Consider the following 24,611-nt stretch of genomic DNA (forward strand, 5'->3'; position numbering starts at 1 on the left):
TCAGAAGTCCTGATAATTGAGTTCGTTGATCTCGGCTGGACGATGCACGGCCACGGCGGCCGTCAGGATCGGTTCCAGCGAGATCGGCGTCAGCGGCTGCGGCGAGTTGCAGGTCTCCGCCTTGGCGATGATCATCGGCGCGGGTTCCGGTTTCGCCGGCAGCAGATTGCCCTGCGGCCAGACCCTCGCAAGCTCCACCTTGTTCATCGGCGATACGTTCACATCGATATCGGTCAGCGTTCCCGCCACGCGGTAGGGACAGTTTTTCTCCGAGCAGTTATCTCCGGATGAGAACTGCCACATCGTGTAACCGTCCCAGTTTCCGAGCGGGAAGGTGCCGCTGATATCGGGCCGGTAGCGGGCATACCAGAGCGGAAGCCGCGAAAGGATCGGATAGTCGTCCCGATGGTCGGCGATATATCTGGCGACCACGTTGTTGGTGTAGAGAATCGGGTAGCGGCCGGTCCTCGTCTTGATGTGGCCCACGAAAACCTGGGCATCGGCCAGCGACATGAACTCGCTGACATCCAACCCGTCTATGTCGAGCGCCATCAGCTCGTCCGGTTGCGGGTCTGCATAGTCGAGGAAGTGGTTGGCCTGATCGACCGGATTGCCGGGCCGGCCGAGATGATAGGCGCCCCAGAGCAGTCCGTTTGCCTTGGCGACCAGCCGGCGGGTGCGGAAAAGCTCACGGCTGACCGCGTATTTGCGCCACATGGTCCGGCAGTGCGCCACCGTGTCGCCGCCGTGATCGCCGGTGCAGGAGAAGCTTTCGGGCAGTCCGTCGGAGGCTTTGGAGATGAAGGCCGCGATCCGCTTGTCCTTCAGCAGCTCGTCCCAGTCGATCGTATTCAGTTCATAGGCATCGACGATGATCGAATGTTGAGGGTCGCGCCAGGCTGCGCGTTCGGCGGCCCAAGTTTTGCCATTCGGGCCGACAACTGTCAAAGCCAGCAGGAAACTGCAAATCAGAATGCGAATCCGATAGTATCCCCTCATAGAACGATCGTAAGCAGTTGTGGTTAATGTCTGGTTAAGATTCAAACCTTTACCAATTGATGATGTGTGTTCGCTAACACCCGTTACGGAACCTTCCTCGCGCGCCCGCGTTGCCTTGTAGCACAAAATGACGCTGGGAATGAAAGCATAATCTTTAACAGGGAATGGAGATATAAATGTTCAGTTTGAGTACGAAGGTCGCAACGCTTGCAATCTCGGCTGCAATTGCGCTGACGAGCTTCTCCCCGTCATTTGCGATGCCGGCTCCGGCCGCGCCTGCTGCTTCCCCGGCAGCCTCGACGTCGCCCGACGTTCAGCAGGTGCAGTGGCGTCACGGCTATGGCGGCTATTATGGTCGCGGCGGCTATTACCGTCGTGGCTGGTACGGCGGCTATCGCGGCTATCCTTACTATCGCGAGGGCTATCGCCGTTGGGATGATGGCTATTGGTATCCGCTCGCAGCCTTTGGCGCAGGCGCCATTATCGGCGGCGCTATTGCCAGCCAGCCGCGCTATGTGGAGCCGGCACCGTCCAACGGCATCAATCCGCGTCACTATGAATGGTGCGCGAACCGTTACCGGTCCTATCGCGCGTTCGACAACACGTTCCAGCCGAACAATGGTCCGCGCCAGCAGTGCCTGTCGCCATACTATTGATCCGGTCTGATCGGATGTAGAATTGCCAGCCGCCCGGGTCTCGTCCCGGGCGGTTTTGCATCAACCCTATACCGGTCTCAGAGAATCTTGACCTTCTTCAACAGCCACCAGGCGAGCAGAAGAGAAATGATGATCAGGCCGATCGCATATTCCGTGCCGTTCGTTCCATTCGCGAAGGGCAGGGCCGACGTGTTCATGCCGAAGAAGCCGGTCACCAACGTAGGCGGCAGCAGGAAGGCGGTCATGATCGACAGGATGTAGAGATGCCGGTTGGTCTCCGAGGAAAGCTTCGAGTCGATTTCTTCATGCAGCAGCCGCGCCCGCTCCTGCAGCGCATAGACATCCTGATCGACGGTTTCGAGCCTGCCGGTCAGTCGGCCGGCCACATCATCGAAGCCCAGGGGCATTTCGTCATCGTCGGAGGCTGCCGCGCGTCTCATGAGCGAGAGAATTGTTCTGAGATGGCGATGCAGGCGCACCATGGTCCGGCGTACCGGCGCCAGCCGCCGGCGCTCGTCGCGCTCCGCATTCTCGTAGACGAAGTCCTCGATGAGATTGAGTTCTTCCGTAATCTCGATGACAAGTGAAATCAGTGTCCGCTGGAACTCGATGACCAGCAGCTCGAAAATATCGAGCGGTCGCTGAAATTTGATCGGGTTCTTCTCGACTGTCGCCCGCGCCCGTTCGACACTGCGCAACGGCTGCAGCCTGGTGGTGATGATGAAGCGATCCGAAATGGCAAAGTGCAGCCAGCCGAGATTGCGCGTGTCCTGATCGAAGTCGCGCTGGAAATCGACCAGCGTGCCGAACACCATCTGCTCGTCGACGGTGATCGTTCCATGCGTTTCGTGGGTGGTCAGCGCCGTCCGCGCCGCTTCGGTCAAGCCTGGGAATTCATCTAGGAAGGCGCCGACGCGGGCGTCCACCAGGCTCAGATGCAGCCATATGAAGCTGCCATCGGAGCAAAGCTCCTCTCGCGCGGTCGTATCCGCAAGTCGCTCGAAAGCATTGGAGCCGACCCCGAAGCGATAGGCCCATACGAAACCCGGTATTGTGGCAATGGATATCTGGTGCATGGTCACTTCGGTCTGATCGTCAACATATTTGCGTACTCATTATTCATGACAATTGTTTGCGCAAGCGGTGAGTTGTGATCATTCGCACTCGAGATCCAAGTCTTCTGGAAAATTGACGTGTACGTAAAAATAAATTAGCCAATAGTGAAAGCATCTCGGCATGCCGGTGACGCGGCATGTCGGGGAGCGAGGCGCGGAGGAGGCAATGATGTACAAGGCACCGGTCGATGAGATTGCGTTTACGCTCAAGCATGTCGCTGGCCTGAAGCGTGGCATGGATGAGGGCTTGTTCGGCGATCTTAGCGAGGATGTCGTCGATGCGGTTCTCGCCGAGGCAGGGCGCTTCGCTGCCGAGGAGATTGCTCCCTTGGGAGCGATCGGCGATACGCAAGGCGCACGGCTGATCGAAGGTCAGGTCAGCCTGGCGGACGGATGGCGCGAGCTTTTTCACAAATGGGCCGAGGGCGGCTGGAACGGACTGACCGCGCCGGAGGAATTCGGCGGGCAGGGTTTGCCGAACATGCTGAACGTTGCCGCATTGGAGATGTGGAACGCCGGCTCCATGGCCTTTGCCCTTGCGCCGACGCTGACCATGGGAGCGATCGAAGCGCTGATTGCCCACGGCAGCGAGGAGCTGCAGGACCGCTACCTCGCAAAGATGATTTCCGGGGAGTGGAGCGGCACGATGAACCTGACGGAGCCGCATGCTGGCTCCGACGTGGGCGCGTTGAACACCCGCGCCGAACGTCGGGATGACGGCACCTACCGCATTTTCGGCCAGAAGATCTTCATCACTTGGGGCGAGCATGACGGCACTGAGAACATCGTCCACTTCGTGCTCGCAAGGCTGACGGACGCGCCTGCCGGCACGCGCGGCATATCGCTCTTTCTGGTCCCGAAATTCCTGGTCAATTCCGATGGATCCCTGGGCTGGCGCAACGATCTCCACGCCCATTCCATCGAGCATAAGCTCGGCATTCATGGTTCGCCCACCTGCACGATGATCTATGGCGACGGCAGGTTCGGCGATGAGAAGGGCGCCGTTGGCTATCTGGTCGGCGAGGAGAACAAGGGCCTCGCCTGCATGTTCACCATGATGAACAATGCCCGCCTTGCCGTCGGCATGCAGGGGGTCGCCATCTGCGAGGCGGCAACGCAGCTGGCCATCGCCTATGCCAAGGAGCGCACCCAGGGCAGGGCGCCCGGCTGGACCGGCAGCGGCATGAGTCCGATCATCGAACACCCCGATGTCGCTCGCATGCTGTTGACCATGAAGGCGCTGGCGCAGGGCTCGCGCGCGATCACCTATGCCTGTGCCCACGCGATCGACATGGCGCATCGGGCAGGCGAGGATGTGCAGCACTGGCAGGACCGCGCAGCGCTGTTGACGCCGATTGCCAAATCCTTCCCCACCGATTGCGGCGTCGATGTCGCCTCTCTCGGCATCCAGGTCCATGGCGGCATGGGCTATATCGAGGAGACCGGTGCGGCCCGTCTGTTGCGGGATGCCCGTATCGCCCCGATCTACGAGGGCACGAATGGTATCCAAGCGATCGACCTCGTCATGCGAAAACTGCCGTTGTCTTCGGGCGATCATGTCCGCGGTTTCATCGCCGAGTTGAAGGAGATTGCCGAAGAGGTCCATCGCTCCGATCTCGACGGTTTCGGCGAGACCGCAAAGCGTCTGGATATCGCGCTTGCCGATCTCGGCGCCGCCACCGAATGGCTGCTCGCGACGCAAGGGGAAGGGCGAACTGTCGAAGCGCTTGCCGGCGCCACGCCCTATCAGCGGATGTTCGGTCTCGTCCTGACCGGCTGCTATCTCGCAAAGGGCGGCCTTGCGCGTGGGCAAGATGGCAAGGACGAACGTCGCGCAGCACTTTGCCGCTTTGCCGCCGAAAACCTGCTCGCAGAGACTGCGGCGCTGCGGGACCGGGTGGTGAAGGGCGCCGACAGCCTCGAAGCTGCCCGCTCGGTACTGGATTGAGGGAAAAGCATGACCGACCACATACTGATCGAAACACCCGAGGATGCGCCCGGCGTCCAGATCATCCGCTTCAACAGGCCGGACAAGAAGAATGCCATCACCCGCGCCATGTATGCCCGCATGACGGAAGCTCTGCAGGCTGCCAACGAAACGGCGTCCATTCGCGTGAACGTCTTTCTCGGTACCGAAGGCTGTTTCTCCGCCGGCAATGATCTTGCGGATTTCCTGGCATTCGCCATGGGCGGCAGCATGGGTAACGAGGTCTTCGATTTTCTCGGCGCCTTGGCGAGTTCGCAAAAGCCGGTGGTATCGGGCGTCGACGGTCTCGCGATCGGTATCGGCACAACCATGCACCTGCACTGCGACCTGACCATCGCATCCGATCGGAGCGTATTCCGGACACCATTCGTCGACCTGGGGCTCGTCCCCGAAGCAGGCTCCAGCCTTCTCGCCCCGCGGCTGATGGGCAATCAGCGTGCCTTTGCGCTTCTTGCGGCAGGCGAGACCTTCACCGCCGCCGAGGCGAAGGACTGCGGTTTGATCTGGAAGATGACGGCGCCTGAAGCCGTGGAGAAGGAAACGCTGGCTCTCGCCGCCAAACTTGCCGCCAAACCGCCCGAAGCCCTGAAGATCACTCGAGACCTGATCCGCGGCCCTGTCGAAGAGATCCTTGCAAGGATCGATGAGGAGGCAAGGCTCTTCGCGGCACGGCTTAAGAGCGCCGAAGCCCGCGCTGCATTCGAGGCCTTTCTCAGCCGCTCGAAATAAAAAAGTATGATAATTTCGCCGACTACCGGGTGAAGTTAATGGAAATTATACAATTTTAAGTAATTTCTCACGGTAGCTGCATGACGTGGCTGCTTCGTTGGGACGAAGCTCCTCTGTTTTTCGCCAAGCCGGATATTTTTGAGATCGCGCCCCGTCAGGGCGGCGCGCCTCTCGTTCGTCCCGGCGCGAATATTGTTGCCCTCGCCGATAGTCAGAAAAGTTTGGTAACCCGAATGTTCAAGCTGAAGATCAAGACCCTTCTTCCCCTGCTTTTCGTCGCCTTTGTCGGCATCGTTTTGGTGCAGGGCGTGATCGCTGCCAGTTCGCTTAGCAATCTGGATTCCAATATTCTCCTGATCGGCACGCACAATATTCCGCGCACCGAGAAGCTGAACAACATCCTTTCAACGGTTGACGATGTCCGGCGCAGCTATGCTGACTATCTGCTTGCCCAGAACAAGACGGACTATCACAACGCCGAACAGACGCTGAAGATCCGTCGGGCGCGCCTCGATAGCGCCGTTCAGGACTTCGTGCCGACCGCGACGAATGACTTCATGAAGCGCAATTTCGAACGCCTACAGATGGTGCTGAAGAGCGACGGCGCGCTTGCCGACAAGATCATCGCGCTTGCCCTCGACAATAAGAAAAGCCAGGCAAATTCGCTCTATCACGGCGAAATGGCCATGTCCTACAACAACATCCGCACGATCATCGACGGAATGATTGCCAAGGACCATCAGACGACGGACAACAATCTCGATGGCGCCGAGTTCGACTACAATGTCGGTCTGCTTTCTGTTGCCGGCGGTCTTGTCGTTGCGCTTATCGCCGCCGCTGCTGCCGCCTTTATCGCCTGGAAGCGCATCTCGCGACCGATATCGGTCATCACGGAGCGCATGAATCGACTGGCTGGCGGCGAGCTCGCTCAAGAAATCCCCTTTGCCGGACGCCATGATGAGATTGGCGAGATGGCCGGTGCCGTCGCCATCTTCCGCGAAAACGCGATCGGCCGCCTCGCACTGGAACGCCAGGCCGAGGAAGGCCGTATGCGTGCCGATCGCGAACGCGAGGGACGCGAAGCGATCAAGGCGCATGAGGATGCGGAGCTGCGCGACGCCGTCGAAGCGCTTGCCGGCGCACTCGACGCTCTTTCGGAAGGCGATCTCGCCCATCGTATCGACCGGCCCTTCGCCGGCCAGCTGGACCGCCTCCGTTCCGATTTCAACGGTGCGGTCGAAAAGCTGCATGCGGCAATGCAGGCCGTCGGCGCCAATGCCCATGCGATCGATGCGGGAGCCGGCGAAATCCGCGGTGCGGCCGATGGTCTCGCCCATCGCACGGAACAGCAGGCTGCTACCGTGGAGCAGACAGCGGCTGCCCTCGAGCAGATCACCACCACCGTCAAGGACACGGCCCATCGCGCCGAAGAGGCCGGTGCTCTGGTCGCACGGACGCGCGCGGGCGCTGAAGAGTCTGGTAACATCGTCCGTAGGGCTGTCGACGCCATGACCGGCATTCAGCAGTCCTCTGAGAAGATCTCCGACATCATCGGCGTCATCGACGAAATCGCCTTCCAGACCAACCTTCTTGCCCTCAACGCCGGCGTGGAAGCTGCCCGCGCGGGCGAGGCCGGCAAGGGCTTTGCGGTCGTCGCCCAGGAAGTTCGCGAATTGGCGCAACGGTCCGCCAAGGCGGCAAAGGAAATCGAAACACTCATCACCACCTCGAATTCGCAGGTCCGCAGCGGCGTCTCGCTTGTGGACGATACCGGCAAGGCGCTGGATTCCATCGTTGGCCAGGTCCAGGAGATCAGCACCCATGTCAGCGCGATCGTGACCGCGACCCGCGAGCAATCGACCGGCCTCAACGAGATCAACCATGCCGTCAACGCCATGGACCAGGGCACGCAGCAGAATGCCGCCATGGTCGAGGAACAGACGGCGGCAAGCCATGGGCTGGCCGGTGAAGCGGAAAAGCTGATGCAACTCCTTGCGCAGTTCAAGCTTGCTTCAGGCCAGCACGCCTCTGCACCAGTTCGCACCCGCCGCGCGGCTTAAGATTTGCCCGGCACGACGATGGAATCGCCATGGTCATGCCGCGGCTAGAACCAGCCGCGACGCCAGAACCATACAAGCGGTAGTATCGTCGTCAAAATGATCACGCCCCAGGCGAAGGGGTAGCCAAAGGTCCAGTTAAGCTCGGGCATGAATTTAAAGTTCATGCCCCAGACACCAGCCATCAGGGTCGGCGGTACGCCGACGACCGAGGCAATCGTCAACACGCGAAAGATGTCGTTTTGCTCGATGGAGATGTAGCCGAGGATTGCATCAAGGAGAAACTGCGTCTTGTCGGACAGATGTGATTCGTAGGCGCTGAGTGATTCCACATCCTTGGACACCGCCTTGAGGCGGTCGTGAAATTCCTGCGAAAGCCAATCGTGGCCGACATCAGCCGTAAAGGAAGCAATGCGGCCGACACCCAACAGCACGTCACGCGCCTTCGAGAGCCGATCCCCCAGCGCCCCTAGCTTGGACAGCGCTCGTCGCAACCCCACCGAGGTTTGGCTTCTGATACGTCTCGTCGACAGGTCGCCACGAAAGACGTTCTTGGAAATTTCGTCGGCCGCAACCCCGAGATGCTCAAGCACATCGGCCCCGCGATCGATAATGGCCTCCAGTAGCGCCACGAAGATGCCAAGCGGCGTATCGAGTGCTGCCTCCTGTGTCAGGCGCTCCGCGACCAGGTCGAAGGTCGGCAACTCGGCATAGCGGATGGTAACGACGAGCTTGGCCCCGAGAACAAAGCCGGCCGGCGAGATTTCCGCATCCTCCATTGTCGAATTACCGATGATCGGCGTGCTGAGATAGAGGTGGTCGTCCCGCTTGGAGACACGGCTCGATTCTTCGATCTCGCTCAATTGCTCGCGTGTCGGCAGGCGAACGCCAATATGTTTGGAGACCGCATCCCGCTCGCGCTCGTCGGGATCGATCATGTCGATCCAAATGGCATCTTTCGGAATTTCCCCGGCTGCGGCCTTTATGCTTCCGGTTCTGCCATGGATTTCGATCATATGCCGCTGCCGAGTTTCCGATGCCTCAGCTGGAGTAAATAGGTTCCGATCACGCAAGGTCACGGGCTGGCGCTGTCGATTTCGCTGCTTTGCGGTTGGTCATCGGCGGTCGGCGATGGGGGGGACGGCATGGACGCGGCGCGGTCTGCGCCAGCCGCTCAGCTTGAGGTTTGCACAACACGGCGATGGAATGGCCGTCTTTGTGTTTCGCAATAGATTGATGTGGCTCCGGTTCGCGGTCTAGACCATCCCAGAAATTTCACATTCAAGACTATGATAACCTGCGTGACAGAATGCCACAGGAAGTTGACAATGACCTCATTCAAATAATACTCAAGTATTAGTTGCGGGTATTTATTGATGAGATTGCTACCAGTTTCCTTCGCCGCCGTTGTTTGCGGTGCGCTTCTGTCTGCTTGCGTTACTGCGAGCGGAGTAAGTGAAAACACTACGGACAAGCACGTTGTGTCCAATGTTCGAACCAAGATCGACACGTCGGTTGCGGTGAACAAAGATTGCACTTTCAAGGTTCTTCCACATGTCGCGGTTATACATGCGCCGGCCCATGGTACGATTGATAGTGCACATGAGAAGGTTTCAATAGGCGATACTCCCATTGCAAAGAGAAAGCCGGAATGCGCAAGCGGCAGGGTCGACGGAGTCGCTTCATACTATATTTCGAAGCCCGGATACGTTGGGCCGGATCGCGTTACGATAAGACATTCGTTCGGTGACGGCAGCCATGTGATCTACGACACGGTCAATATATCAGTAAGCAATAAATAATAGGGTTTGAAGTTGAAGCAGAAATTTGCGCTTATACTCCTTTGCATCTCGCCGTCACTAGTTCTTGCCGGCTGCGCTACTGATTCGGGTGGCCTGCGAACGCGCGAGGAGAACAAACTGGCGGTTAATGGCGAACGCACAAAGTTTGGCGCATTCTGGAACCTTCACCCTGATTGTTCAGCCGCGACATTACCAAACGTGAGGATCATAGAAAGACCGGCTCATGGCACGGCCGAGGTCGTAACGGAGGGCGTGTTTCCAAGTGGTGCAAAAGGAAAATATGCGAAGTGTAATGGAAAGGCCGTGAAAGGGCAGGAGATTTACTACACATCCACCCCTGGATACGTGGGAGATGACAGTATTAAGCTACGCTCGTCATATGGATTGGGCTACGTGGACGACGTTTCCATCCGTGTAAAAGTCGTAAAGTAGCCGTTTATTTCAGTGTTAGGCGATGTAAATGTTGAAGATTGTAAGCGGTACTGTATTTGGCCTTCTTCTATCGAGTTGCATTGCGCGAGCTGATGGTATTCATCGCTACGACGTAATGAAGACTGCAGTTAGCGGTGAACGGACGTTCATCGGAACTTCCTGGAAGCTCAAGAGCGATTGCAGCTTTGATGTTGTGCCGTCAGTGACAATTATAGACCCACCGCAACATGGAAGAGTTGAGCTTATTCAACAGAAGGTCGCGGCTCATCCGTCGGGCGAATATGCTAGATGTGGGACGAGGCAGGTGCAGGGTATTACCGCCTATTATACTCCGCGATCGGATTTTGTTGGACGGGAGACATTCTCTCTTAGGACTTCCTTCAAGAACGGCACAATGAATTTAGATACAATACACGTGAACGTTCTCAACTAGCGGCAATCGTTTCGTTTCCCTTTCGCGCATGACGTTGAAGACCATGCGCTACTTTTCCAGCGCTATCAGCACTTCGACATGCGACGTCCAGAGGAACTGGCCAATTGGCGTCACCTTGCTGGATCGCGGGGTCGGGTCCGAGAGTCAGCGGATTGCAGGACACGGCGATGATTCTCTTGACGGCGGGCGAGCAAACTCCTTGCATCGTAGTTCTTCAACTCCGCCGTGCCCCGCACATTGCTCACGCTCTATTCAGAAATCCCTTGATCAGCGACGAGATCTCCTCCGGACTATCCTCGAAGCAATAATGTCCGACCCCCGGCAGCCGTTCGATCGGTGCGTTGGGGAAAAGATCGGCGAAGAGTGGCAAGAAATGCTTCGCGTGAAGGGTATGGTCCGCTTCTCCCCATATCGCCAGTGCCGGCTTCCCTCGGATTTTGCTTATCGCAGCAGCATCCGGCGCCTCGAAGCGGTGGGTGCCGTTGGCAAAGCCCTTTGCCCAGCCAATCGCGCCGAGGCAATCGGCTGGATGTGCAAAGGGCGCGGCATAGGCATCGATGAAGCTGTCGGTGATGACAGTGTTGTTCTCGAAACCGTTGAGCTTCAGCGTGCTCAGGATGTTGTAACCAAGCTGCCCGAGAACGGTTTCGAGGATGCCCTCGGCCTCCGCCTTGAGGATCCATTGGAACCAAGGCGAGACGGCGGCATTTGCCGTGGCACGATCAAACATCTCCGCCTGGCCAAACGGCGTCGGTCCATTGGCCGAGACGATGCGGCGGATGCGATCCGGATGGCGAGCGGCAAGTCCCATGCCGGTCGGTCCGCCGAAATCATGCAGGACAAGCGTTATGCCCTTGAGATCCAGGGCCAGAACGAAGGCTTCCAGATTGTCGATGTGATCCTGAAGCCAGTAGCTGCGCTCGGAAGGTGTCTCGCTCTTGCCGAAGCCCATGTGGTCAGGGACGACCACGCGATGCGTCGGGCTTAGAGACGCAATGAGGTGGCGGAACAGATAGCCCCATGTCGGCTCGCCATGCAGGCAGAGCACGACCTCTCCGTCGCGCGGTCCTTCATCGACATAATGCATTCGGAAACCCGGCGCTTGGGTGAAATGCGGGGCAAATGGAAAGGTGCCGGCAAAATCGGCGTCAGCATGGATCATGATTACTCTCCGGTGTGGTTTTAGTTTGAAACCACAAGACCGATATCTCTTGTGGTTTCAACTTGCAACCGATATATCGATGTGGCGCTGCGGCGACCTCAGTCGCTCAGGCGCGCAATTCAACCCGCGGCTCGCGCTCGCACAGAGGCAGGTTCACGATGGCAAAAAGAATTAGTCACCAGAAATCCATGTGCGGCGTAGCGCGGCCTCTGGATGCGATCGGAGACTGGTGGTCGCTGCTGATTATTCGCGATGCGTTCGATGGGCTACGCCGCTTCGGCGAGTTTCAAAAAAGCCTCGGATTGGCAAAAAACATCCTGTCGGCACGCCTGCGCAACCTCGTGTCGCATGGAATCTTGGATACCGTGCCTGCGTCCGACGGTAGTCCCTACCAGGAATATGTCCTGACTAAAAAGGGGCGCGGTCTATTTCCGGTGCTCGTCGCTCTTCGGCAATGGGGTGAGGAATTCTTCTTCGAACCCGGAGAACCGCACGTGACATTAGTCGACAAAGAGAACGGCTTTCCGGTGCAACGTCTGCGGCTTCTGGCTGAAGACGGTCGTCTCCTGGGACCAACCGATACTGTCATCACGTTTCCGGAAGCTGTGGTCGCCGACTGAAGGTGAGATCAGCGACCATCCAATGACGCTGTTGCGATGCCCCGGCAAAGCTGTTCAGGTCTAACCGCGTCCGCCCTACTTCTCCAGCGCCACCACCACTTCGACATGTGACGTCCAGAGAAACTGGTCGATCGGCGTCACCTTGGTGATGCGGTAGCCGCCTTCGACCAGGATTGCGAGGTCGCGGCCCAGTGTCAGCGGATTGCAGGAGACGGCGACGATCTTCTTCACGGCGGAGCGGGCGAGTTCCTTGCACTGGAATTCGGCGCCGGCGCGCGGCGGGTCGAAGACCACGGCGTCGTAATGCTTTAGCTCTGCCGTCATCAGCGGCCGGCGATAGAGATCACGCCGCTCGATGCTGACCGGCTTCAGCCCTTGAGTGTTGCGGGCGGCATGGTCGAGCGCGGCCAGCGCCTTGTCCTCGGCCTCGACGGCATGAACGCGGCCGATCCGCGCGAGCCGTAGCGAGAAAGTGCCAGCGCCGGCAAAGAGGTCGGCGATGCGCTTCGCCTTGCCGACATGGGCAAGAACCAGCTCAGCCATCGCATCTTCCGCCTGCTTCGTCGCCTGGGTAAAGGCGCCGGGCGGCGGGGAGACGGAGACGCCGCCGAAATCGAGCAGCGGCTTTGCCGGCTCCACGAGGATTTCATCGTTCAGCGAGACGCGTGCGATGCCTCTGAGCCGCAGCACGGTTTCGACCACGCCACGGCGCTGCGCATCCTCCAGCTTCTTGATGCCGTCGGCGGCGACATCGAGCCCCGACAGCGTCTCGATAACAGTCAGGCGGAAGGGCTCGGCATTGGGCGCGAGCGCCTTGGCTATGGCCTTGATCGCCGGCAGCTTGGAAATGATGCCCTGCGAGGAGATGGGACATTCCTCGATGGCAACGATGTGATGGCTTTCGGCCTGGTTGAAGCCGATCAGAATATCCTTTTCCGTCTTGCGGGCGGCAAAGACGACGCGCCGGCGCTCGCCCGGATGGGCCGCGACGATATCGCCGATCTCGGGCGTCAGGTCCTTGAAGGCGAGCGCATCGACAACGAGCTGGCGCTTGAAGGCGCGGTAGGGCTCGTCCGCCAGATGCTGCAGCGTGCAGCCGCCGCAAGCTCCGTTGACGCCATCAGGCCCGAAATGCCGACAGACCGGCTCCTGCCGCTCCGGCGAGGGCGTCGTGATCGACATGACCGTGCCCTGGTTCTTCACCCGCGCGATGGCGACCGTTTCGCCCGGCAGTGTGAAGGGCACATAGATCGGTCCTCCCGGTCCTTGAGCGATACCGTCTCCCTGTGCCCCCAGTTTCTGGATCGTGACCGTTTCGGTGCTCATGCCTTGCGCCCCGCGAGAAGAAATTCGTGATTGCCGTCGCCGCCTTCGATCGGCGAGGGAATAAGCCCCAGCGTCTGCCAGCCCATGTCCTCGCGCAGCCAGCGCTCAAGCTCGGCCGCGACATCAGGCGCGGAGGAGGGGTCCTTGAGAAGGCCAGACTTTGCGATCGCATCGCGCCCCGCCTCGAACTGCGGCTTGACGAGGAGCACGCAGTAAGCCTCCGGCTCGGCGATATCAAGCGCCGGCGCCAGCGCCAGCTTCAGCGAGATGAAAGAGACGTCTGACACAACGAACTCGATCGGATGGGCGACGTCCTCGGCCTCAAGGTTGCGCGCATTCAGTCCTTCGATGCTGGTCACGCGCGGATCGCTCTCGACGCGCGGATGGATCTGCCCGTGGCCGACGTCGATGGCGGTGACATGCGCCGCACCGCGCTGCAGCAGCACTTCGGTGAAACCGCCGGTGGAGGCGCCGATATCGACGCATTGCTTGCCCGAGGGGTCGAGCTTGAAATGGTCGAGCCCTGCTACGAGCTTTAGCGCTGCACGCGAGACGTAATCCTGTGCTGGATCGTCGATGGCGATGTCGACGTTATCCGCAAAAGTAAGGCTCGGCTTGGTGACGACCCTGCCGTCGACCTTGACGGTGCCGCGCTGCACGGCATCGCGCGCCCGCGACCGGCTGGCGAAAAGACCGAGCGAGACGAGCAACTGGTCCAGACGTTGTGTGTTCTGTTGTTCTGACATGGCCTGTCCATGACCGCCAATGCCCTCGGTTGCAAGCCTTTTGTGTAGCCGTACCTCACAAGGCGGCGTGCAGGGTCTGGCAATGGCCGATCACGGGCATGTGAAAAAGGTAAATGCAGTCGCTGCTGCAGCGCACAAAATTAAATGATTTTAAAGCTGTAACCGCTAGTTTCACGGTGATTGAGATGATCCCTTCTGATGGATCGCGCCTGCCATGATGGCATTTGCCACCCGCCCCGTCCAATCATGCCAATTCATTGATTTAGCGAACATTCCCGCCCGCTGGCGCAGGTCGATGTTCGCGAAGGACAACGCTCAGGAGGCGCTCGCCCATGTCTGCGAAAAACCTTTCCCTTAATGGCAAACTTGCGATCACCTTTGTCGCGCTCATTTTGATATTCATTTCCGTTTCCGCATTTGTTTATTCCAAGGCACAGATTTCAGCCAAGGCCTCGGCTGAACAGGCGCAATCGCAGCAGTTCGTGAACCTGATCGATGACTCGCTGCAGGCAATGCTTGAGCAGGCCGTCAACCTGCGCGGCTTCCTGCTGTTTCGTAGCGACAGCACCTACGGCGATATCTTCGCGAACCGTAACCGCATGCTGAAGAGCATCGACGCCGCCAAGGATGCAGCCGACGGCCAGGCCGACATGCTGCAGGCGATCGACACCATGCAGAAGGCCGCCGACCTCTATTTCCACGAGCTCGCCGAGCCGCAGGCCAAGGCCCGCAAGGAAACTGAGATGCCGGTCGACCAGATCGTCAAGATCGGCGTCAACGAAACAAAAGGCCAGCTGGACGGTTTCCGCGAGGCTGCCGCCAACATCAAGAAGGCCGCCCGCGCCAAGGCTGATGCGCTTGCCGCGATGCAGGAAGAGGCAAACAGCACTCTCAGCATGACGCTTACCATCGGTGGTATCGTTGCCGCGCTGGCAGCAGGCGTTCTGGCATGGCTGCTGTCGCGTACCATCGTTCGCCCGATCGTCGGCATGACATCGGCCATGGGGCGTCTCGCCAGCGGCGAAACCGATATCGAGGTTCCCGCCCTTAACCGTAGCGACGAAGTCGGCCGCATGGCCGAAGCCGTTCTCGTCTTCAAGGAAGCGGCGATCGACAAGATGCGTCTGACCGGCGAAACCGAAAAGATGCGCGTCGACGCAGAGCGACAGCGTCAGCTTGGCGACGAGCAGAAGGCCCGCGAAGAGGGCGAGATCCGCTTCGCGATCCAGGCGCTTGCCTCGGGATTGTCGTCGCTTGCCGGCGGCGATGTTGCCGCGCGCCTCGAAAAGCCCTTCGCCCCGCAGTTCGACAGCCTTCGTGCCGACTTCAACAATGCCGTGGAAAAGCTGGAAGCGGCTCTTCAGTCGGTTGGCCATAACGCATCGGCCATCAATGCCGGCGCCGGTGAGATCCGCTCTGCCGCAGACGACCTTGCCCGCCGCACCGAGCAGCAGGCTGCCGCCGTAGAGGAGACGGCTGCCGCCCTCGAGGAGGTTACGACGACGGTTCGGGATTCGGCCAAGCGCGCCGAGGATGTCGGCCAGCTCGTCGAGCGTGCCCGCATGGGCGCCGAGCGCTCCGGCGAAGTGGTCCGCAAGGCCGTTCTCGCCATGCAGGAGATCGAGAAGTCTTCCGGCGAGATCAGCAACATCATCAGCGTCATCGACGACATCGCCTTCCAGACCAACCTTCTGGCGCTGAACGCCGGCGTCGAAGCCGCACGTGCCGGTGAAGCCGGCAAGGGCTTTGCCGTCGTCGCCCAGGAAGTCCGCGAACTTGCCCAGCGCTCCGCCAATGCGGCGAAGGAAATCAAGGCGCTGATCAACACCTCGAGCGACCAGGTTCATTCCGGTGTCTCGCTCGTCGGCGAAACCGGCAAGGCGCTGGAGACGATCGTGACGGAGGTCCAGGAGATCAACCGCCACGTCGGCGCGATCGTCACGGCAACCCGCGAACAGTCGGTCGGCCTGCAGGAGATCAATACCGCCGTCAACAACATGGACCAGGGCACGCAGCAGAACGCCGCCATGGTCGAGGAACAGACGGCCGCAAGCCATGCGCTCGCCAAGGAAGCCGGCGCATTGAACGAACTCCTGCGTCAGTTCAGGCTCGGCAACGAAAGCCGCGCAGCGGCACGTCCCGCTGTGGCCACCGCTCAGTCACGCCCGGCAGCATCGCCGGCCCGCGCACTCGCCGGCAAGGTCGGCAGGGCATTCGGCGGCGGTGCCGCGACGGCGGCCGCTGTCCAGGAGAGCTGGGAAGAGTTCTGAGAAGCAGCCGGTGTTGGCTTAGTGTGACCTACAGCCTCCGAGGGCAACTTCGGAGGCTGTTTTGTATCCCTAGGGTTCACCGAGAGCAATGCGCTTGCCGCCCCCCTCATCCGCCCTCCGGGCACCTTCTCCGCGAGGGGAGAAGGGGAGCCGCGCACCTTCAGCCGGCAGCCCCAACGATCCGGCTGCGACCAAGTGCCTTGAACACGGTCTGGACGATCCCTGATCGGTCGATGCCCGCCTGGGCATTCATGACCTCGGGCTTTGCCTGATCCATCCAGATGTCTGGCATGACCAGCGAACGGATCTTCAAGCCATGGTCGAGCAGGCCTTCCATCGCGAGGAACTGCATGACCTGGCTGCCGAAACCGCCGACGGAGCCTTCCTCGACTGTGATGAGCACCTCGTGGTGGCTGGCGAGCTGGCGGATCAGGTCGTGATCCAGTGGCTTGGCAAAGCGGGCATCGGCAACCGTGGTCGAGAGACCGGCAGCATCGAGATCTTCCGCAGCGAGCAGACTGTCGGCAAGTCGGGTGCCGAAGGAGAGCAGCGCCACTTTCGAGCCCTGCTTGACGACGCGGCCCTTGCCGATCTGCAGGATCTGGCCGCGTTCGGGCATCTCGATCCCGACGCCTTCGCCGCGCGGATAGCGGAAGGAAATCGGACCGTCGTCATAGGCGGCGGCGGTGCGCACCATGTGTTTCAGTTCCGCTTCGTCAGCCGCTGCCATGACCACGAAGCCGGGCAGGGTGGCGAGGAAGGCGGTGTCGAACGAGCCCGCATGCGTCGGCCCGTCGGCGCCGACGAAACCGGCGCGGTCGATCGGGAAACGAACCGGCAAGCCCTGGATCGCTACATCATGCACCACCTGGTCATAGGCGCGCTGCAGGAAGGTCGAATAGAGCGCCGCGAACGGCTTGAAGCCCTCGGCGGCCAGACCGGCCGCAAACGTCACGGCATGCTGCTCGGCAATGCCGACATCGAAACAACGCGCCGGGAAGACTTCCTGCAGCCTGTCGAGCCCGGTTCCGTTGGGCATGGCGGCGGTGATGCCGACGATCTTGTCGTCGAACGTTGCCTCCTGCACCAGGGCCTCGGCAAAGACGCTGGTATAGCTCGGCGCATTCGGCTTCACCTTCGCCTGCGCGCCGGTGATGACGTCGAACTTGTTGACGCCGTGATACTTGTCGGGCGCGGCTTCCGCAGGTGCATAGCCCTTGCCCTTCTGCGTCACCACATGGATCAGCACGGGACCGCGGGCATTATCGCGAACATTGCGCAGCACCGGCAACAAATGGTCGAAGGAATGGCCGTCGATCGGGCCGATATGGTAGAAACCCATCTCCTCGAACATTGTCCCGCCGGTCACATAGCCCCGGGCATGCTCGACGGCGCGGGTGATGGCGCGGTCGACGCTCTTGCCGAGATAGGCGGTCAGCTTCTTTCCAAAATCGCGGAAGCCCATGTAGCTGCGGCCCGATGCCAGGCGCGCAAGATAGGCGCTCATCGCGCCGGTCGGGGGCGCAATCGACATATCGTTGTCGTTGAGGATGACGATCAGCCGCGCATCGAGCGCGCCGGCATTGTTCAGCGCCTCATAGGCCATGCCGGCCGACATGGCACCATCGCCGATGACGGCAATCACCTTGCGGTCGGTCTTGGCAAGATCGGAAGCCACGGCCATGCCAAGGCCAGCCGAAATCGATGTGGACGAGTGAGCAGCGCCGAACGGGTCGTATTCGCTTTCCGCGCGCTTGGTAAAGCCTGACAGCCCGCCTTCCTGGCGCAACGTACGAATGCGGTCGCGGCGGCCGGTCAGAATCTTGTGCGGATAACATTGGTGGCCGACGTCGAAGATCAGCCGGTCTTCCGGTGTGTCGAAAACCTTGTGAATGGCAATGGTCAACTCGACGACGCCGAGACCTGCGCCTAGATGCCCGCCCGTGCGCGACACCGCATCGATCATCTCGTCGCGAACTTCGCGCGCGAGCCCCGGCAGATCCCGATCTTCCAACTTTCTGAGGTCGGCAGGGATTTGCACCTGATCCAGCAGGGGCGTCTCTGGCAATTTGGTCACGGGCTGGAGCCTCTTTCTTGCTATTCTATGGGCCTGGCTGCCCGCATTACTCCAAAATAGATTGCGGCGAAAGAAGACGAATTCAAGGACGACGCCAGACTATCCTAAACGATTTAACTCTCCGGCAAAGGAATGAACTCTTCCTCGTCGCCTGGAACGATATCGAAGCGTCCGGTACGCCACTCTTCCTTTGCCTGCTCAATACGTTCCTTGGAGGAAGAAACGAAATTCCACCAGATATAACGCTTTGAATTCAGCGCGGCACCCCCGAAAAGCATGAGGTGACAGCCTTTTTCGCCGGCAACGAGCGTAATCGCATCACCGGGCCGGAAGACGAGCAACTGATCCGCTTCGAAACGGTCGCCCGCGACGATGAGGGAACCGGCGAGGATATAGACCGCGCGCTCCTCATGCTCCGCTCCAAACGGGAACGACCGATTGGGCTGAAGCTGCAGGTCGACATAGAGCGTGTCGGTAAAAACCTTCACCGGCGAGGAAAGTCCGTCGAAATTGCCGATGACGACGCGGCCGCTCGCCCCGTCACTGTCGATAAGAGGCAGCTCGGTCTTTTCGGTATGATGGAAGGCCGGGTCGATCTCTTCCTTGTCGTCAGGCAGCGCAAGCCATGTCTGGAGACCGGACATTGCCAGCGGATGGCCGCGGAGGTTTTCCGGCGTCCGCTCGGAATGAACGATGCCGCGCCCCGCCGTCATCAGGTTGATGTCCCCCGGCCGGATGACCTTTTCCGTGCCCAGGCTGTCAAGATGGCGGATCTCGCCGTCGAAGAGATAGGTGACCGTCGAAAGCCCGATATGCGGATGCGGGCGCACATCCAGCGCCTGGTCGGCCCTGAAGATTGCCGGCCCCATGCGGTCGAAAAAAATGAAGGGCCCGACCAACCGGCGCTTGGCCGTCGGCAAGGCACGCCGCACCGAGAAGCCTCCGAGATCTGTCGTCCGCGGAATGATCAGGTTCTCGATGGCATCACAGGCGAAGGCATCGCCTGGCAACGGGTCTTTGCCGGGAAAGAAGGACATGGGTCGGATCTCCAATCGCTGGAATGGGTAGCCTAGCGGGAATGTGGGGGAGCAACCAGTAAAACTTTCCTGTCGCTTTCAGCAGCAGGATCGGTGGTCGATTATAAAATGTCCGACCACCGTTTCGTAGGGGGCTTAAGCGCCGTCCAGCGGCTCGACGCCCTGCGGCTTGCCGGCGCGGTCGAGCCTGATCTTTTCGATGCGGTTTTCGGCGGCGCTGAGCAGCGTTTCGCAATGCTTCTTCAGCGCCTCGCCGCGCTCGTAGATGGCGATGGACTCGTCGAGCGCCACATCGCCGCGTTCCAGCCGGGCCACGATGCTTTCCAGCTCGGCGACGGCCTTTTCGAATGAATAGTCGGAAACGTCCGGCTTGGCGCTTTCACTCATCATCAGCCCTTCATCATGCGCAGAATATGCAGCCCTGCCGATTCGGCGAGCCCTTCCAGATCATAGCCGCCTTCGAGCAAGCTGACGACCCGGTTCTTTGCGCTGCGGTCGGCGGCTTCGAGGATGCGTCCCGTCGCCCAGTCGAAATCTTCGCCGACGAGGTTGATCTGCGCCAGGGGATCGCGGTGATGGGCGTCGAAGCCGGCCGAAATGATGATCAGGTCAGGCCGGAAATTCTCAAGCGCCGGCAGCACGCGCGACTTGAAGGCCTCGCGGAAATGGTCGCTGCCAGTGTTGGGCGAAAGCGGTGCATTGACGATGCTGTTATGCGCGCCTGTCTCGCCCTTGGCGCCGCTGCCGGGATAAAGCGGCATCTGGTGCGTCGAGCAGAAGAGCACCGAAGGATCGTCCCAAAAGATATCCTGCGTGCCGTTGCCGTGATGGACGTCCCAATCGACGATGGCGATGCGCTCGGCGCCATGCTTGCGTTGTGCGTGGCGGGCAGCGATGGCAGCATTGTTGAAGAAGCAGAAGCCCATTGCCTTGTTCTTCTCGGCATGATGTCCCGGCGGACGCGAGGCAACGAAGACGTTGTCGGCAGCGCCCGAAAAGACGTCATCGACAGCGGCCATCGCGCCGCCGACCCCTGTCAGTACCGCCTGAAAACTCTTCGGGCTGGCATAGGTGTCGGCTTCTAGCTGGTTGATCTCGTCTTCTCCCCGATCTCCATCCGGGATCGAGCGCATGACGAAGCTCAGATGCTCCTCAGGGTGGGCCAGCAGCACGGCATCCTCGTTGGCTTGCGGTGCCTGCTTGCGCTCCAACCGTGCGAAATTGGGATGCTCCAGCGCGATATTCAGCGATCGGAGCCGGTCGGATCGCTCCGGATGCCCTTCGGGCGTGACATGTTCGAGAAAGATCGGATGTTCGTAAAGACGTGTGCTCATGGGGCTAACCTATAGATGAGACATGTCGGGTTCCACTCCACATGGCGCGTATCACCACAATGTCAACAACACGTCTTAACCAAGACATGTGACCGCCCGTTTACTTCCGGTGAGGCAATGCTTAAGCTTTTGTTAAGGTGCGGCATCGCCAGTCAGGGTTTTGAGTAATGGTGAGCGTAGAAAGAGCCGATGTAACGGAGATGCGGGTTCCGCCCCGCGATGTCGATAGATATGGGCAGATGTTCATAGCCGCCTACATTTCGGTGGCTGAAACTGCCCTGTCGAATTTCTGGCGCTCGCGCCCTTTCGTGGCCGACGAGCCGATTTATGTCTCGACAAAGGCCTCGTGTTCACTGCATCGCGCCTTGCGCTACGACGATCTCGCGCGTTTCTCCGTCAGCGTCAACAAGATTGGCGGCAAGTCCGTCGGCTTCATGGTCATGGTCGAAACCGGAAACGAACTGGCCGCAGAGGTGGAAATTCTCTGGCTTGCCGTTCGCGGGGAGGAGCATGACCCCGTTCCGCTGCCGGAAGATACCCGCGACTGGCTCTACAAATACCTGATCTGATCAGCTCCGCTGCGGCAATAGCGGATAGCCCATCATGACGGCCCGCCCGACGAGCGCGGCCACGACTGCCTTCACCACATCGCCCGGGACGAAAAGCAGCGAGCCGAGGAAGGCTCCGGAAAAGCCGGTCTTGCCGGCGATGGCCAGATAGCCGATCCCGAAGGCATAGAGCACCAAAACGCCCCCGATCACGGCAGCAAGAAAGAAGCCGACGCCTTGGACTAGCGCCGATTGCTCCGGCCGCACCAGCCTCTCAGAGAGATAGCCGGTGACGAGGGCGGCGAAGATCCAGCCGACGAAGAAGCCCGCCGTCGGACCGACGAAGACAGCAAGGCCGCCGCGACCGCCTGAAAGCACCGGCAAACCGATCGCAACAAGCACCACCACGATCAGCACTGCGACCGTCCCGCGCCGGGCGCCGAGCACGACGCCCGCCATCATGACGCCGAGCGACTGAGCGGTGATCGGCACCGGGATCAGCCCGATCGAAATGGGCGGCAGCAGGCCGAGAGCGACGATGATCGCTGCAAATAGCGAGGAAAGAACGAGATCGCGGGTGCTCATGGCAGGCTCCAATCAAGAATGTCTTCGTTCAATGCCGCCGAATGCCGCGCGCGTCAATCGCAGCTGCAATGTTGTCGGCATCGCGCAGGGTCAGAATGATCAGCGGTACCAGGGTCGTCAGAATGCGGATTTTCAGCCCGCGCGCCTCGTGCGCCTCGCGGATGGCGCGATAACGCCCGAGAATATCCGGCACGAAGCGGATGACCAGGCCAACGGCGAGGCCGATATCGGCTGCCCTGACAAGACCGATCCTTTCAAGGGGTACGGCGAGCGCAGTGATCTCGTCTATGAGGGCGGCAATCGTTGTCGTGGCCGTTACCGTGGCGGCAAAGAGCACGAGCGCGGTCAAACGGAATACTGTTGCAATGGCATCGTGCAACGGGTTGAAGAGGAGGCTGAAGGCTGCCACGAGCACGATGGTGAGGATGGCGGGCCGGAGCCGCCGGAGCGCCTCGCGCCACGGCATGCCGGCCCGGAAATAAAGAACTGCCGTGACGAGCACAGTCGTCCCAAGCACGCCGAGCCGATCGGTGAGGAACAGCCCGACACCGAGAAACGCCAGTATTGCGAGTTTCGGCCGCGGCGGCAGCCGGTGCATCCAGGTATCGCCCTCGATATGCAGCTCCCGCATCAGGCCGCGATCTCCCTATATTGCGCAATGATTTCGGCCGGCCGTCCGTCTCCGACGAGGTGCCCGTCATGGAAAAGCAGCACGCGATCGAAATCCGCAATCAACGGCAGATCGTGGCTGATGACGATGAGGTTCTCGGGCAATCCGGCCATCGTCTCCTGTACGCGAGTGCGATTCCTGAGGTCGAGCTGGTTCGTCGGCTCGTCGAGGATCAGGATGTCCGGTCCGGTGACCAGAACGGAGCAAAGTGCTGCCATCTGCAACTCGCCGCCGGAAAGCTCGTGTGCCCGGCGGCCGGCAAGGTGCTGCACGCCAAATCGTGAAAGAATGGCGTCCACAGCGGCCTCGATGGCCGCCTTGCCGAGGCCACGGCTTTTTAGTCCAAAAGCGATATCATCGCGCACGATAGGCAGGATGATCTGGTTTTGCGGCGACTGAAAGATGTAGCCAACTGTACCGAGCACTTCCTTGGCATCTGCGATTGTGTCAAGGCCGTTGACGGTGACGCGCCCGGTGCTCGGTTTTGCCAGGCCATTCACCAGTCGCGCGAAGGTGGTCTTCCCTGAGCCGTTGAGGCCGATAATGCCGATTCGCCGCTCGCTGAGCGTAAGAGTGAGGGGATGCAGGGCAATGCGTGCATCGAAGCTTACGCCGGCTTCCTCGAAGCGGATATTCAATTCAGGCCCCTGTCCAGTCACGATAGTGGTCCTATAGACCCTAAAAGAAAGAAGGAAAATCCGCGAGCTGCAGATTTGAAAACGTAGGAATAAAGGCCTATGTTTTGACCATGACGAATCTGCTTTCCAATCGTGACGCCCGCCGTGTGTTCCTTGCCAAGCAAGGGCTTGCCAATCCGCCGAACCGGGCTTTGACGAAGGCCGGCTTGCTGCAACTGATCCAGGACATCGGCTTCGTGCAGGTGGACAGCATTTCGACCGTCGAGCGAGCGCATCATCTGATCCTCTTTTCCCGAAACCAGACCTATCGGCGGGAACACCTGACGGAACTGCTGGAGAAGGACGGCGCGCTCTTCGAGCACTGGACGCATGACGCCTCGATCCTGCCGAGTGCCTTCTTCGTCTATTGGAAGCACAAGTTCCACCGGGAAGAGCAATCGATCGTCGAACGCTGGCGCAAATGGCGCGGCGAGGGGTTCGAGGCCGCCTTCGAGGAAACCTACAAACGTGTCCTGCAGGGTGGCGCCATCATGGCCCGCGAGATCAAGGCGGATGGTCATGTCTCCGGCGGCTGGTGGAACTGGCATCCGAACAAGACCGCGCTTGAATATCATTGGCGCACTGGCAAGTTTGCCATCGCCGGCCGCACCAACTTCCAGAAGGTCTATGATCTCGTCGAGCGCGTCATTCCCGCCGAATTCCATTCGCCGGAAGTCGAGCACGACGAATTCGTCGACTGGGCCTGTCGCAGCGCGCTCGAACGGCTGGGCTTTGCGACGTCAGGGGAAATCGCCGCCTTCTGGGATCTGGTGACGCCGCAAGAGGCGAAGGCCTGGGTCGATGCGCATCGCGAGGAACTCGTCGAAGTGCTGATTGCGCCCGCCGATGGCGGAAAGCCGCGACCGTCCGTCGCGCTGTCAGGTTTTCTGGAAACGCTCGATAGTTTCCCCGAGGCGCCGGCGCGAATCCGGGTGCTGAGCCCGTTTGACCCGACCTTGCGCGACAGAAACCGTACCGAACGACTTTTCGGCTTCTTCTATCGCATCGAGGTCTTCGTGCCGGAGCCGAAGCGGGAATATGGTTATTACGTCTTCCCGCTGCTGGAGGGAGATCGGCTCGTCGGCCGCATCGATATGAAGGCCGATCGAAAAGCCGGAACGCTCGATGTCAAGCGGCTGTGGCTGGAGCCGGGCGTGAAGGCTTCTGCCGGCCGGTTGGAAAAGCTGGAGGCCGAACTGGAGCGGATCGCGCGGTTTGCCGGGGTGGAGAAGGTGGTGTTGATGGAGGGGTGGAGGGGGTAGCTTTGCGGATTGCGCGCGAAGACTGCATTGCGAAAATTACGCACGCAAAAGCTATATTTTCTTAACGAACTCGCCGTCTAATGAGCG

At 60.1% G+C, this 24,611-nt stretch carries 22 protein-coding genes; 9 read left to right on the forward strand and 13 right to left on the reverse strand.

Annotated features, from left to right (window positions below):
* A complete protein-coding gene (locus tag DTW90_RS10050) occupies positions 1–999 on the reverse strand; it encodes a glycoside hydrolase family 25 protein (RefSeq protein WP_149337999.1) in 999 nt (332 codons plus the stop codon).
* A 176-nt stretch (positions 1,000–1,175) separates the two neighbouring features.
* Here DTW90_RS10050 and DTW90_RS10055 point away from each other — a divergent pair, with 176 nt between their 5' ends.
* The gene (locus DTW90_RS10055; RefSeq protein WP_132521590.1) at positions 1,176–1,655 is read left to right on the forward strand and encodes a BA14K family protein; all 480 of its coding nucleotides are present in this window, start codon (positions 1,176–1,178) and stop codon (positions 1,653–1,655) included.
* A 77-nt stretch (positions 1,656–1,732) separates the two neighbouring features.
* Here the strand turns inward: DTW90_RS10055 and DTW90_RS10060 are convergent, their stop codons facing one another.
* Positions 1,733–2,731: a transporter gene (locus tag DTW90_RS10060; RefSeq protein ID WP_132521592.1), complete on the reverse strand. Its 999-nt coding sequence runs from the start codon at positions 2,729–2,731 to the stop codon at positions 1,733–1,735.
* Between the two features lie 208 nt (positions 2,732–2,939).
* On the opposite strand from DTW90_RS10060, the gene DTW90_RS10065 reads away from it, so the two are divergent.
* The 3 genes from DTW90_RS10065 to DTW90_RS10075 all read left to right on the forward strand — a co-directional run bounded on the left by DTW90_RS10065 (position 2,940) and on the right by DTW90_RS10075 (position 7,546).
* Positions 2,940–4,718 (forward strand): acyl-CoA dehydrogenase, encoded by a 1,779-nt coding sequence (locus tag DTW90_RS10065; RefSeq protein ID WP_149338416.1) that lies wholly within the window; start codon positions 2,940–2,942, stop codon positions 4,716–4,718.
* 9 nt (positions 4,719–4,727) lie between these two features.
* Entirely contained in the window at positions 4,728–5,486 is a 759-nt protein-coding gene (locus DTW90_RS10070) for a crotonase/enoyl-CoA hydratase family protein (RefSeq protein WP_149338001.1), read from the forward strand.
* A gap of 233 nt (positions 5,487–5,719) precedes the next feature.
* On the forward strand, positions 5,720–7,546 hold the full coding sequence (locus DTW90_RS10075) for a HAMP domain-containing methyl-accepting chemotaxis protein (protein WP_149338418.1): 1,827 nt from the start codon (positions 5,720–5,722) through the stop codon (positions 7,544–7,546).
* A 44-nt stretch (positions 7,547–7,590) separates the two neighbouring features.
* Here DTW90_RS10075 and DTW90_RS10080 read toward each other — a convergent pair whose 3' ends face one another.
* Complete coding sequence (locus DTW90_RS10080; protein WP_132521598.1) at positions 7,591–8,559, reverse strand: magnesium transporter CorA family protein; 969 nt, start codon at positions 8,557–8,559, stop codon at positions 7,591–7,593.
* Between the two features lie 798 nt (positions 8,560–9,357).
* Here DTW90_RS10080 and DTW90_RS10085 point away from each other — a divergent pair.
* Positions 9,358–9,777: a hypothetical protein gene (locus DTW90_RS10085; RefSeq protein WP_149338003.1), complete on the forward strand. Its 420-nt coding sequence runs from the start codon at positions 9,358–9,360 to the stop codon at positions 9,775–9,777.
* Between the two features lie 674 nt (positions 9,778–10,451).
* Here the strand turns inward: DTW90_RS10085 and DTW90_RS10095 are convergent.
* A complete protein-coding gene (locus DTW90_RS10095) occupies positions 10,452–11,372 on the reverse strand; it encodes an alpha/beta fold hydrolase (protein ID WP_132517991.1) in 921 nt (306 codons plus the stop codon).
* 158 nt (positions 11,373–11,530) lie between these two features.
* Here DTW90_RS10095 and DTW90_RS10100 point away from each other — a divergent pair, with 158 nt between their 5' ends.
* Positions 11,531–11,992, forward strand: coding sequence for a helix-turn-helix domain-containing protein (locus DTW90_RS10100; protein ID WP_149338004.1), 462 nt, complete (start codon positions 11,531–11,533; stop codon positions 11,990–11,992).
* 75 nt (positions 11,993–12,067) lie between these two features.
* On the opposite strand, the gene DTW90_RS10105 is transcribed toward DTW90_RS10100, so the two are convergent.
* Positions 12,068–13,318 (reverse strand): class I SAM-dependent RNA methyltransferase, encoded by a 1,251-nt coding sequence (locus tag DTW90_RS10105; RefSeq protein ID WP_149338006.1) that lies wholly within the window; start codon positions 13,316–13,318, stop codon positions 12,068–12,070.
* Positions 13,315–14,064: a TlyA family RNA methyltransferase gene (locus DTW90_RS10110; RefSeq protein WP_149338008.1), complete on the reverse strand. Its 750-nt coding sequence runs from the start codon at positions 14,062–14,064 to the stop codon at positions 13,315–13,317. The genes DTW90_RS10105 and DTW90_RS10110 overlap by 4 nt, the downstream gene beginning before the upstream one ends.
* Before the next feature lie 332 nt (positions 14,065–14,396).
* On the opposite strand from DTW90_RS10110, the gene DTW90_RS10115 reads away from it, so the two are divergent.
* Complete coding sequence (locus tag DTW90_RS10115) at positions 14,397–16,334, forward strand: methyl-accepting chemotaxis protein (protein WP_149338009.1); 1,938 nt, start codon at positions 14,397–14,399, stop codon at positions 16,332–16,334.
* 160 nt (positions 16,335–16,494) lie between these two features.
* On the opposite strand, the gene dxs is transcribed toward DTW90_RS10115, so the two are convergent.
* The 4 genes from dxs to DTW90_RS10135 all read right to left on the reverse strand — a co-directional run bounded on the left by dxs (position 16,495) and on the right by DTW90_RS10135 (position 20,782).
* The gene (gene dxs, locus DTW90_RS10120) at positions 16,495–18,411 is read right to left on the reverse strand and encodes a 1-deoxy-D-xylulose-5-phosphate synthase (RefSeq protein WP_132517981.1); all 1,917 of its coding nucleotides are present in this window, start codon (positions 18,409–18,411) and stop codon (positions 16,495–16,497) included.
* A 113-nt stretch (positions 18,412–18,524) separates the two neighbouring features.
* A complete protein-coding gene (locus DTW90_RS10125; protein WP_149338011.1) occupies positions 18,525–19,448 on the reverse strand; it encodes a pirin family protein in 924 nt (307 codons plus the stop codon).
* Between the two features lie 135 nt (positions 19,449–19,583).
* Positions 19,584–19,835, reverse strand: coding sequence for an exodeoxyribonuclease VII small subunit (locus DTW90_RS10130; RefSeq protein WP_132518113.1), 252 nt, complete (start codon positions 19,833–19,835; stop codon positions 19,584–19,586).
* Positions 19,836–19,837: 2 nt separating this feature from the next.
* Positions 19,838–20,782: a histone deacetylase family protein gene (locus DTW90_RS10135; protein ID WP_149338013.1), complete on the reverse strand. Its 945-nt coding sequence runs from the start codon at positions 20,780–20,782 to the stop codon at positions 19,838–19,840.
* Positions 20,783–20,949: 167 nt separating this feature from the next.
* Here DTW90_RS10135 and DTW90_RS10140 point away from each other — a divergent pair, with 167 nt between their 5' ends.
* On the forward strand, positions 20,950–21,351 hold the full coding sequence (locus DTW90_RS10140; protein WP_132517975.1) for a thioesterase family protein: 402 nt from the start codon (positions 20,950–20,952) through the stop codon (positions 21,349–21,351).
* On the opposite strand, the gene DTW90_RS10145 is transcribed toward DTW90_RS10140, so the two are convergent.
* The 3 genes from DTW90_RS10145 to DTW90_RS10155 are packed head-to-tail and all read right to left on the reverse strand — an operon-like array spanning position 21,352 to position 23,223.
* Positions 21,352–21,915 carry a biotin transporter BioY gene (locus DTW90_RS10145; protein WP_132517973.1) on the reverse strand — a complete coding sequence of 188 codons (564 nt, stop codon included), beginning with the start codon at positions 21,913–21,915 and terminating at the stop codon, positions 21,352–21,354.
* Positions 21,916–21,943: 28 nt separating this feature from the next.
* On the reverse strand, positions 21,944–22,546 hold the full coding sequence (locus DTW90_RS10150) for an energy-coupling factor transporter transmembrane protein EcfT (protein ID WP_149338015.1): 603 nt from the start codon (positions 22,544–22,546) through the stop codon (positions 21,944–21,946).
* Entirely contained in the window at positions 22,546–23,223 is a 678-nt protein-coding gene (locus tag DTW90_RS10155; RefSeq protein ID WP_149338420.1) for an ABC transporter ATP-binding protein, read from the reverse strand. The genes DTW90_RS10150 and DTW90_RS10155 overlap by 1 nt, the downstream gene beginning before the upstream one ends.
* A 110-nt stretch (positions 23,224–23,333) precedes the next feature.
* On the opposite strand from DTW90_RS10155, the gene DTW90_RS10160 reads away from it, so the two are divergent.
* Complete coding sequence (locus DTW90_RS10160) at positions 23,334–24,524, forward strand: winged helix-turn-helix domain-containing protein (RefSeq protein ID WP_149338017.1); 1,191 nt, start codon at positions 23,334–23,336, stop codon at positions 24,522–24,524.
* Positions 24,525–24,611: the final 87 nt, after the last annotated feature.

The organism is Neorhizobium sp. P12A, from assembly GCF_008365395.1.
Taxonomy (GTDB): Bacteria; Pseudomonadota; Alphaproteobacteria; order Rhizobiales; family Rhizobiaceae; genus Rhizobium.

Coding starts and splice junctions, on each gene's coding strand:
- DTW90_RS10050 (WP_149337999.1), bottom strand. CDS start 999: ATGAGGGGATACTATCGGATTCGCATTCTGATTTGCAGTTTCCTGCTG.
- DTW90_RS10055 (WP_132521590.1), top strand. CDS start 1,176: ATGTTCAGTTTGAGTACGAAGGTCGCAACGCTTGCAATCTCGGCTGCA.
- DTW90_RS10060 (WP_132521592.1), bottom strand. CDS start 2,731: ATGCACCAGATATCCATTGCCACAATACCGGGTTTCGTATGGGCCTAT.
- DTW90_RS10065 (WP_149338416.1), top strand. CDS start 2,940: ATGTACAAGGCACCGGTCGATGAGATTGCGTTTACGCTCAAGCATGTC.
- DTW90_RS10070 (WP_149338001.1), top strand. CDS start 4,728: ATGACCGACCACATACTGATCGAAACACCCGAGGATGCGCCCGGCGTC.
- DTW90_RS10075 (WP_149338418.1), top strand. CDS start 5,720: ATGTTCAAGCTGAAGATCAAGACCCTTCTTCCCCTGCTTTTCGTCGCC.
- DTW90_RS10080 (WP_132521598.1), bottom strand. CDS start 8,559: ATGATCGAAATCCATGGCAGAACCGGAAGCATAAAGGCCGCAGCCGGG.
- DTW90_RS10095 (WP_132517991.1), bottom strand. CDS start 11,372: ATGATCCATGCTGACGCCGATTTTGCCGGCACCTTTCCATTTGCCCCG.
- DTW90_RS10100 (WP_149338004.1), top strand. CDS start 11,531: ATGGCAAAAAGAATTAGTCACCAGAAATCCATGTGCGGCGTAGCGCGG.
- DTW90_RS10105 (WP_149338006.1), bottom strand. CDS start 13,318: ATGAGCACCGAAACGGTCACGATCCAGAAACTGGGGGCACAGGGAGAC.
- DTW90_RS10110 (WP_149338008.1), bottom strand. CDS start 14,064: ATGTCAGAACAACAGAACACACAACGTCTGGACCAGTTGCTCGTCTCG.
- DTW90_RS10115 (WP_149338009.1), top strand. CDS start 14,397: ATGTCTGCGAAAAACCTTTCCCTTAATGGCAAACTTGCGATCACCTTT.
- DTW90_RS10125 (WP_149338011.1), bottom strand. CDS start 19,448: ATGTCCTTCTTTCCCGGCAAAGACCCGTTGCCAGGCGATGCCTTCGCC.
- DTW90_RS10130 (WP_132518113.1), bottom strand. CDS start 19,835: ATGAGTGAAAGCGCCAAGCCGGACGTTTCCGACTATTCATTCGAAAAG.
- DTW90_RS10135 (WP_149338013.1), bottom strand. CDS start 20,782: ATGAGCACACGTCTTTACGAACATCCGATCTTTCTCGAACATGTCACG.
- DTW90_RS10140 (WP_132517975.1), top strand. CDS start 20,950: ATGGTGAGCGTAGAAAGAGCCGATGTAACGGAGATGCGGGTTCCGCCC.
- DTW90_RS10145 (WP_132517973.1), bottom strand. CDS start 21,915: ATGAGCACCCGCGATCTCGTTCTTTCCTCGCTATTTGCAGCGATCATC.
- DTW90_RS10150 (WP_149338015.1), bottom strand. CDS start 22,546: ATGCGGGAGCTGCATATCGAGGGCGATACCTGGATGCACCGGCTGCCG.
- DTW90_RS10160 (WP_149338017.1), top strand. CDS start 23,334: ATGACGAATCTGCTTTCCAATCGTGACGCCCGCCGTGTGTTCCTTGCC.